Genomic DNA, 9,115 nt, shown 5'->3' on the forward strand with positions numbered 1-9,115 from the left:
CTGTCAATTGTATTCCACTAATTCATGAACCTCTGCTAATCATTATGAACATACCTTAAAATCGTTTTTATAACTTCCTCAATCACAATCGGCTTTGACAAATGTGCATTCATTCCTGCATCCAACGATGCCTGAACATCTTCAGCAAATGAATTGGCTGTCATTGCTATAATAGGAATGTTTTTTCCATCCGGTCTGTCATTCATCGCCCTGATTGCTTTTGCCGCTTCATAACCGTTCATTTCAGGCATCATGATATCCATCAGGATTACATCAAATGTGCCTTCCGGATGATTTCTGAAAATCTCAACAGCATTCTTTCCATCTACAACTCTTTCTACATTCATTCCAAACTCTTCCAGCTGCACGGTCACAATTTCTGCATTCAGCTCATTATCCTCTGCAAGAAGGACTTTCACACCTGTAAGATTTACCTTTTCAGAAAAACCTGTGTCTGACTTATTACATTCCTTATCAGTAATTTCCAGAGGAATATCCACAGTAAAAGTGGTTCCCTCATGCTTTTTGCTTTGCACGGAAATGGTTCCACCCATCATATCTACATACTTCTTTACGATAGCCATCCCCAGTCCAGCTCCATGGTACTGCGTTCTCGCATCGGAATCTTCCTGTGCAAATTCCTCAAAAATTTCTTTTGTAAATTCCTCACTCATGCCAATACCAGTATCCGAAATGCGGTAATGCATATTTATATATCCATCCCCGCCCTTTTCCTGACACCGGGCTTCAAATGTAATCGTCCCTCCATCTGGAGTGAACTTCACGGCATTGCTCAGAATATTAACCAGCACATCTCGCAGACGTACAGAATCCACAAGTACATTTGGGATCTTTGCTTCTTCATGCTGGATTTTAAAGCTGATATCCCTGTTCGTAAGAAAGCCTTTTGTAATATCCAGTGCAGAATCTGTGATACTTTTTAAATCTGCCGGTACCGGATTGTATTTCACTTTTCCACTTTCCACGCGAGTCAGATCTAATACATCATTGATCAGCGACAGTAAATGCTCTGAACTTTCATCAATCTTTTCCAGACAATTTTTCACTTCGTCTGACGGATTATTTTTCATTGCAATACCGGTAAATCCCATGATTGCATTCATCGGTGTTCTCATATCATGGGACATATGTGACAGAAATGCTGTTTTTGCCTTGTTTGCAGCCTGCGCATGCTCTGCCAGTTCCGCCATTTCCTCAGCCGTCTCCTGGGCTGCCTTCTGAGCTTTTTTTCTTGCACTGAGACGCATTGCTATCACAGCCATAGTAGTCAGCAGCCATCCGAAAATAAGAAGAACCCAAACAGTAGCAACAGGATGCAGACGGATCCAGTCAACAAATGTCAGCTCTGCTGCTTTGTATGTGGTATACCGTGCTGCTAGATCTTCGACAAGATTTTGGGGCATGGCATACATTGCTTTCGTCAGAATACCAGCCAGCGCATGGTTCTCTGTTGACGAAACTACCATGCGGTAGGTGAATGTAGGCTGTTCCAGCAGCGTATATGTCATGGTGCCCGTAGTGTCACTATTCACAAACGCCTGTGCCATGTAATAGTAGACGAAGGCAGCATCGGCTTTACCCTTACGGACAGCTTCCATCATTTCCTGCCGGGTACTGCACATCAGCTTTTCTGCACCGGGTGCCATTGCATCTGCAATTGAATTTGATGCTGTCTGGTCAACCGTAGCAACAACATTGATTTCTCCATCAAAGTCACGCCGTGTCACCCTTGCCAGTTGCATTGTAATGAAAGGTGCAGTAAGCCCCCATTTTTTCGTCTCAGCATAGTTATCTGTTTCCAGGCGTGCATCGATACTTATATTTGTGGCTTCCTTATTTTTCTGATAAGCAATATACTCATCTCTGGTGGCAGGTGTAAGAAACTCATAGGAAATCCCGGCATAGTCTGCAATTTTCCGGAAGTAATCCGGGATAATCCCCTTCATCTCACCATTTTCATTATAAGAATATGGATAACGGGACGGATCACACAGAACATGAAGCGGGTTGTCCTTGGAATATTGTGCAATAATACTTTTTTCTTGCTCCGTATATTCCAGATTCTTAGTTTCTATGCTTTCATAATTTTTATTATAAAGCGTTGTTTTCCAGTCACCCTCAACTGCATTCATCTGATCGATCGCATAATTGATCTCATTCAGCAATTCTGTATTGCCCTTTTTAACAATGACATAGAAATCGCTGCTGCCAAATTTATCCACGATTCGCTCATTGTTTGTTTTTCTCAGAGAACTGGTAACAATCGCATCAACTTTTTCGCTCTGAAGGGCTTCCTCCATCTCTGCGGTCGTATCAAAATAAGATGGAACATATGTAAATCCTTTGTTGTCTGCAAAATCCGCAAGCTCTTCATTCCGGGTGTTTCCGTTCAAAAGCGCCACACGCATACCGTTGTAAGTGCTGTAATTGCCGTCCACAATCGTGCTGTTGTCACTGCGGACGGTCAACATCCCATAATTGGTTCCGATCGGACGTGAAAAATCAAACTTTTCTTCTCTGTCCGATGTTTTACGGGCAGATGTTACCATGTCAATCTCGCCATCTTCAAGCATCTGCTGCATATCATCCCAGCTCTGATCGTATCCGACATATTCGTAATCTACATCCCAATAACGAGCCATCAGCCGAAGGAAATCATAGCCATAACCGCTGCGGTTCCCCTCTTCATCCATCATGTGATAACCATCCATGGCAAAGAAACCGACTTTGACAGTTTCATGCTGCGAACAGTCCTCGGCCGCATATGCAGTCAGGGGAGAAAATATCATACACACGCATACAAAAACCAGTAACACTGCCACATATTTCTTTGCTCTCGAAATCATATTAAATCTCCTGTCTGTCAAATATATTTCTCTATACGTCTCCTTGTCAACCTCCTGGTTTAATAAATTTTCACCTGTCCCTACTGCTTCTCAATTCTTCGCATATAGTCTGCTTGATTGTTTTATCATCTAATGGCTTTGCAAGATGTGCGTTCATTCCTGCTTCCATACACTTTTCTGCATCTTCCCTAAATGCATTTGCAGTCATAGCAATGATAGGGATTGTTTTTGCATCCTGCCGTTCCAGGGATCTTATTGTTTTTGTGGCAGTAAGCCCATCCATCACCGGCATCATGACATCCATTAAAATAACATCGTATGTTCCTGATTCGCAGGCTTCAAAGTGCTGAACAGCTTCTAACCCATTTTTCACTGTTTCTACTTTAGCCCCATTTTCCGTCAGCATAAATTCTGCTATTTCCGCATTCAGCTCATTATCTTCAACCAATAATATCCGAACACCTGATATATCTGCATTGAAATCTTCTTTTTCTTCCGGTCGTGCATTCGTATCAATTTTAAATGGAAGTATTACAGTAAAACAGCTTCCTTCACCAAGCTTGCTTTCAACGGTACTTTCGTTGTCCCAACAAAGTTTCTGTGTTTCCCTGTCTCCAAAATACACCGGAAAACGGAACTTTATGTGCTTCAGGAATCTGCCATCCGGCTGCTCCTGATCGTAAATGTCCACACGTTCTACAAAGCTGTTGAGAAATTCTTTCTTCTCCAAGTCGGTGAACTTATCATATAGTTTATCAAAATATAAAAGGAATTGATAGACGTTTTCTTCTGATATTTTCTGCTGCTGGATATTCAGCAAACGCTTTTTAACTTCTTCTATGCTATTTTCCACGCCTTCAATTTCATCATACAGCCGATATAACCTTGTCTCCATATCCTGATATTTCTTTTCATAAAATTTGTCCATGATATCCAGGTTATCCATCTGTTGGCCTAGCCTTGCCTTTGCTCCTGTCAACTGCCTATGCTGTTTTTCCAAATTTTCGATTTCTCTTTCAATTTCATCTGTGTCAATCCTTGAACCGATTTTTTTTCGGATCGCTTCTTCAAATTTGGGATTCTGTACCAGTTTCCGGATAACCTCTTCAACTGCATTATTGACCTTATCCTCGCTCCATTGCTTATGGTAATCACATCTGTGACCATTCATTAAACGACGGTGTTTGCAGGCATAATAAAAATAATCCTTATACAAAGTTCCATCTTTCTTTTTCTTTCGGTTCACATTTCCATACATTCCACTTCCACATAGCGGACATTTCAAGATTCCGGATAAAATATGTTCATGATCTAAGCTATGGATCTTCTCATATTTCACTCCATTTTTTACCCTTTTCTGATGTGCCAGTTCCCAATCTGTCTCTGAGATAATCCCTTCATGAATACCATCATATAACATATAATTCTCCTGTTTTACAATACGGTATTCATTTCGTGTTCCAGCAACCTTTTCATTCTTTCTTCGTCCGTAAGCCAGTTTTCCACAGTAAACCGGATTGTCCAAAACACCTTTTATAAAAGAAGCGGCAAATGCATCCAGTGTATTATTCTGTCTCTTTTTCTTTTTATATCCATGCTGATTCAGCCATATGGCGATCGCAGCAATTCCCATATTCGTATGAATAAATTTATCATAAATCAGACGTATGACCTCTGCTTCATCCTCTGCAATCTGTAATTCTCCATTTACCAGTTCATAGCCATATGGAGCAAATCCACCGTTCCATTTCCCTTCTCTGGCTTTCTGTTTACGTCCCTCCATTGTCTGGACAAGGATATTTTCCCTTTCAATCTCTGCCACCGCAGACAGAACGGAAATCATCAGCTTTCCACTATCTTTGGAGCTGTCAATCCCATCCTCAACACAAATCAGATTCACTCCAAAATCCTGCATTCTTTGCAGAGAGTTTAACACATCTGCCGCATTACGACCGAATCTGGAAAGCTTGAACACCAGTACAAACTGTACCTCATCTGTTCCATTCTCAATATTATCCAACATTCTCTGAAATTCTGGTCTACCCTCTACGCTCTTTCCAGACTTACCTTCATCGGAATACTCATTTACGATTTCCATATTTTGAAATTCTGCATAACGCCTTAATTTTTCTTTCTGAGCATCCAGACTGTATCCATCTACCTGCATGGTTGTGGATACTCTGGTATAGATATCACATTTAATTTTTATATTCTTCATAGTCTTCTCCCATATATAGTATCCTTGTTTTATTGTCCCAACTTTATTTTAGTACTTATTCCAATTCTTTTCAATACTTATTTTCCGTGTTGACGCATTTCTCTGTCAATTGTATAATTAAATTAACCTATTGTGCTACTTCAAATAGATTATGTGAAAACCTGTAAAACCGCAAAGAATCCTTACAGATATTAAAAAATAAAATTTTTAGAATATCAATTTTTTGATTTTTCCAAGTTCACAGGTTTCACCGAAAATACTATTCAATGCAATACAGAGATTGTATGCCAGTACTTTATTAACCAGACGGGTACATAACCCCTGAAAGCTTTTGGCTAACACTCTTTCTGCATTTAACTGACCACTCAATTGAGAGAATACGATTTCTACCCGCCTTCTCAGTTTGAATATTAACTGACGTACGGATTTCGGCCAATTTTCCTTACTGTTGGAACGTTTCAGAGCAAAAAGACAGATATTTTTTTCCTGCATTTCCTGTTTCATGTTTTTTCCAACATAGCCTTTATCCGCTAAAATTGTAACATTAGACCAATGGTCTGCCAGATCACGTAATCCTTCACGATCATCTGTAGATGCCGGTGTGATCTCAAATGATGCAATGTATCCTTCTAATGTAATTAATGCATGTACTTTATATCCATAATAGGTTTCTTTTTTGGAAGGACATTTTCCATAATCAGCACCATGGCCACGAAATGCTTTACAATATCGTGCACGTCCAAATTTACAGACTGCAAGTGGAAAACTATCGACGATGTAATAGGAACTGACTGGAATTGGGAATACGGAAATCATTTTTTGTCGTAACAATTCTGTTGTCTGCATCAGGGCGCGTCTCGTTCTGTTAAAACGACTTCTGCTGCAAAGCTGCGGAAAAAGATGCCTGTAGTTTCGTTTCACAAAAGAAAACCATGCATTCTCAGAATCAACGCCTGCCAATTCTCCGCAGAGACTGATAGTAATGATTTCTGAGTCAGATAATTTTGCATTCAGGATATGCCGTCGTCTGGTAACTTCTGGAGGTGCAAACTGATGATACAATTCGTCAATAATAACGTAAGCGGTTAAAATAAAGTCTTCAAAAGTTGCAATAACAATGGTATTATTATCTTGGAACTTCAACATAATGATGCCTCCTTTCGTTGTATTCCCTACAAAAAGGATAGCATATTTTGTTGAAGTTTCTTTATATTTTATTTTATCTAGCACAACAAGTTAAATTAGATACAGAGCATATCTGTTATCAAAATATCGTCCGCTTACCGGAAGCATCTAATAAATATCTTGCTTGAAAATTATTTAGAAATTATTTCAGTTTTTGATATTGTGTTTTTATCACACATTGCATATACTATAAATACACAAAAAGCCAGAAATAGAGGAGGTGTTAGTATGGCTACTTCAAGTATTACTCATAATTTTGTCGTATCCAATCCAAATAGCGTAAAGCGTTTTGTCGCAGCAATTGACGAAGCCGACCGTGACCGCACACCAAAGCAGACACTTCCCGGACGTCAGTTAACGAACCCACAGGAAATCTTAGCTTTAATGTCAAAAAGGAAGAAAAAACATGTCTGATAAATATTTTACCGTTAATATTCGGGCATATTTGGATAAAGACGAACCGACATATATCGGAGAGGAAAGTCTTTACGACTTACTCTCCGATTTTTCTTGTCCCAAAAATCCCGATGTGGAATACTTTTTATTACATAATGCGGTTGAGTTTACCAAAAAAGATCAATCTATCACTTATCTGGTATTCGATGCCGAAGATGCTTCACTGGTCGGCTATTTTTCTCTTACAGTAAAGCCAATATCTGTCCGGGCTTCAAATATCAGTAAGACGATGGCAAAGAAGCTGTCCCGTGTCAGTATTCTGGATGAAGAAACACAGTCTTACAACACAGCAGCTTACCTGATTGCACAGTTAGGAAAGAACTATTCTCTACCAAAGGAAAAACGAATCCCTGGAAACATCCTGCTGGGATTTGCACTGGAAACCATATCCGGTCTCAAATATTCCGTAGGCGGCGTTATGGAATTTCTTGAATGCGAAGATAATGAATTTCTTCTGAGCTTTTATACACAAAATCATTTCAAGCCATTTGATACCCGTATTACCGCTTCCCAGAACAATGAACCTCACACTCTATATCAGCTTTTGAAATTCATCTGAAAACACATAAAAAGCGGCAGTCTGATTTACATTTAGTATTTCAGGAAACTGCCGCTTCTTTTTCTTGCTTATTCTGTTTTTCTTCCTCCAACTCACGGAGGACTTCATCGCCGTACTTATCAATCATCCGTACCAGAAAATCAATGCACCGCTCAAATTCAATATTCTGTTGCATAAGCTCCTCCTGTCATTGTTTTAATCTGAGCTTATTTTACAGAATTTCTTCATAAACAACATTGAACCGGAATTGACCGTAAATTGAGAAAATCATGTAACGAAAATCTCTATTTATCTTGAACCGAATATATGTTCGTGGTATGATATACTTATTCAAACCTGTTCACTTAATTTAATCTATAGAAAAGAGGAAATGCCTATTGGATCGTTGTGATTTTAGTTCGATAATGACATATTTAAAAAACCAAATCAGTGAAAGCAATCAGATGAGCCAGCCTGAGTTTTTATACGAAATATTTGAAGATTTTTTAGACAGTCCTGAAAACAAAGAATTTACTTTGGATAATGGTCTGGTTTGCCGCTGGATGACAGGTCAGGCGAAAATCAGTCCCAAAATATCTTCTTTTTATGCAAAACCAAGCAATCAGGAAAAACTGGCAAAAAACATACAACAAAATATTCTTCCACTAATGGCAGACTACAGCAGAACACTTCAAGATATTTATACCTTATTTATCCAGGATTCTTCAATTTCTGAAGCCAAAAAAGCAGAACTTGCTCCTCTATACAAACCTGCCGATTTACGTCTGCTGTTTTTGGCAAAACTGATTTCTTTCGGTATGGAACGCCCGTTTATTAAACGTGATACCAAAAACCAGAAATTGATCGCAGGTGGTTCCCTCTCACCAATGGTACTGGATTATATTATGGATAGTGAAGTCCCAAGACCATGCCGCCATTTTGTAGGGAGAGAAGATGAAACAACAGAATTACATTCCCTTCTGGAAGATAATAGCAAAGCATTTCTTTACGGAATTGCCGGAATCGGGAAAAGCGAACTGGCAAAATCCTATGCAAAGTACTATAAAAAGCATTACACAAACATCCTGTATTTTGAATATGCCGGAGATTTACATCAATCTGTTACGGATATGGATTTTGCTGATGATTTACCGGAAGATACCGAAGAAGAACGTTTCCGAAAACACAACCGTTTCCTTCGTTCTTTGAAAGATGATACTTTAATCATCATAGACAACTTCAATGCAACCGCAACACAGGACTCCTTTTTGTCCGTAATGTTAAAATACCGCTGCCGGATTCTTTTTACAACAAGAAGCAAATTCGATAGTTACTGTACCCTGCACTTAAAAGAGATTAAAGAATCATCCAGCCTGTTTCAACTGGTATCTTCCTTTTATTCGGAAGCCGAAGAGCACCGGGCAATCGTAGAAAAAATCATAGAAACTGTACACTACCATACTTTTGCTGTAGAACTGGCAGCAAAACTTCTGGAAAATGGAATTTTAGCTCCGCATCAATTATTGATAAAACTTCAAGAGGAAAAGGCTTCTCTTCATAATGAAGATAAAATTAAAGTAATGAAAGATGGTCAGAGCAGTAATGCCACCTATTACAACCATATCCATACCCTGTTTTCGTTATACTCCTTATCACGGAAACAACGGGATATTATGTGCAATATGTGTTTTTTGCCTTCATCTGGTATTTCTGCCCGTATATTTTCCAAATGGCTGGAGCTGTCTACTTTAAATGACGTGAATGATCTGATCGAGACAGGTTTTGTACAGTCAAGCCTCCGGCATACTATTTCTCTGCATCCAATGATTCAGGAAATTGCAGTTTCCGAGA

At 39.2% G+C, this 9,115-nt stretch carries 7 protein-coding genes; 3 read left to right on the forward strand and 4 right to left on the reverse strand.

Annotated elements, in window-relative coordinates; all coding sequences use genetic code 11:
• Positions 1–35: 35 nt before the first annotated feature.
• The 3 genes from LJE12_RS16345 to LJE12_RS16360 all read right to left on the reverse strand — a co-directional run bounded on the left by LJE12_RS16345 (position 36) and on the right by LJE12_RS16360 (position 6,231).
• Positions 36–2,867 carry a transporter substrate-binding domain-containing protein gene (locus LJE12_RS16345; protein ID WP_227227060.1) on the reverse strand — a complete coding sequence of 944 codons (2,832 nt, stop codon included), beginning with the start codon at positions 2,865–2,867 and terminating at the stop codon, positions 36–38.
• Positions 2,868–2,937: 70 nt separating this feature from the next.
• Positions 2,938–5,085 (reverse strand): recombinase family protein, encoded by a 2,148-nt coding sequence (locus LJE12_RS16355; RefSeq protein WP_331466204.1) that lies wholly within the window; start codon positions 5,083–5,085, stop codon positions 2,938–2,940.
• Positions 5,086–5,292: 207 nt separating this feature from the next.
• Positions 5,293–6,231: an IS982-like element ISRmsp1 family transposase gene (locus LJE12_RS16360; protein ID WP_227080745.1), complete on the reverse strand. Its 939-nt coding sequence runs from the start codon at positions 6,229–6,231 to the stop codon at positions 5,293–5,295.
• 267 nt (positions 6,232–6,498) lie between these two features.
• Between LJE12_RS16360 and LJE12_RS16365 the strand changes: the two genes are divergently transcribed.
• Positions 6,499–6,684: a hypothetical protein gene (locus LJE12_RS16365; RefSeq protein ID WP_014080774.1), complete on the forward strand. Its 186-nt coding sequence runs from the start codon at positions 6,499–6,501 to the stop codon at positions 6,682–6,684.
• Positions 6,677–7,285 carry a GNAT family acetyltransferase gene (locus LJE12_RS16370; RefSeq protein WP_227080746.1) on the forward strand — a complete coding sequence of 203 codons (609 nt, stop codon included), beginning with the start codon at positions 6,677–6,679 and terminating at the stop codon, positions 7,283–7,285. Before LJE12_RS16365 ends, LJE12_RS16370 begins: the two co-directional genes overlap by 8 nt.
• Positions 7,286–7,325: 40 nt before the next feature.
• Here LJE12_RS16370 and LJE12_RS20095 read toward each other — a convergent pair whose 3' ends face one another.
• On the reverse strand, positions 7,326–7,460 hold the full coding sequence (locus tag LJE12_RS20095) for a hypothetical protein (RefSeq protein WP_255610876.1): 135 nt from the start codon (positions 7,458–7,460) through the stop codon (positions 7,326–7,328).
• Between the two features lie 268 nt (positions 7,461–7,728).
• On the opposite strand from LJE12_RS20095, the gene LJE12_RS16375 reads away from it, so the two are divergent.
• The coding region (locus LJE12_RS16375) for an ATP-binding protein (protein WP_227292284.1) at positions 7,729–9,115 on the forward strand (1,387 nt) is incomplete at its 3' end.

The organism is Blautia sp. DFI.6.71, from assembly GCF_020593585.1.
Lineage (GTDB): Bacteria > Bacillota > Clostridia > Lachnospirales > Lachnospiraceae > Blautia_A > Blautia_A wexlerae.

Excerpts from the sequence above, each read along its gene's own strand:
- LJE12_RS16345 (WP_227227060.1), bottom strand. The coding sequence starts at position 2,867 with ATGATTTCGAGAGCAAAGAAATATGTGGCAGTGTTACTGGTTTTTGTA.
- LJE12_RS20095 (WP_255610876.1), bottom strand. The coding sequence starts at position 7,460 with ATGCAACAGAATATTGAATTTGAGCGGTGCATTGATTTTCTGGTACGG.
- LJE12_RS16355 (WP_331466204.1), bottom strand. The coding sequence starts at position 5,085 with ATGAAGAATATAAAAATTAAATGTGATATCTATACCAGAGTATCCACA.
- LJE12_RS16365 (WP_014080774.1), top strand. The coding sequence starts at position 6,499 with ATGGCTACTTCAAGTATTACTCATAATTTTGTCGTATCCAATCCAAAT.
- LJE12_RS16370 (WP_227080746.1), top strand. The coding sequence starts at position 6,677 with ATGTCTGATAAATATTTTACCGTTAATATTCGGGCATATTTGGATAAA.
- LJE12_RS16360 (WP_227080745.1), bottom strand. The coding sequence starts at position 6,231 with ATGTTGAAGTTCCAAGATAATAATACCATTGTTATTGCAACTTTTGAA.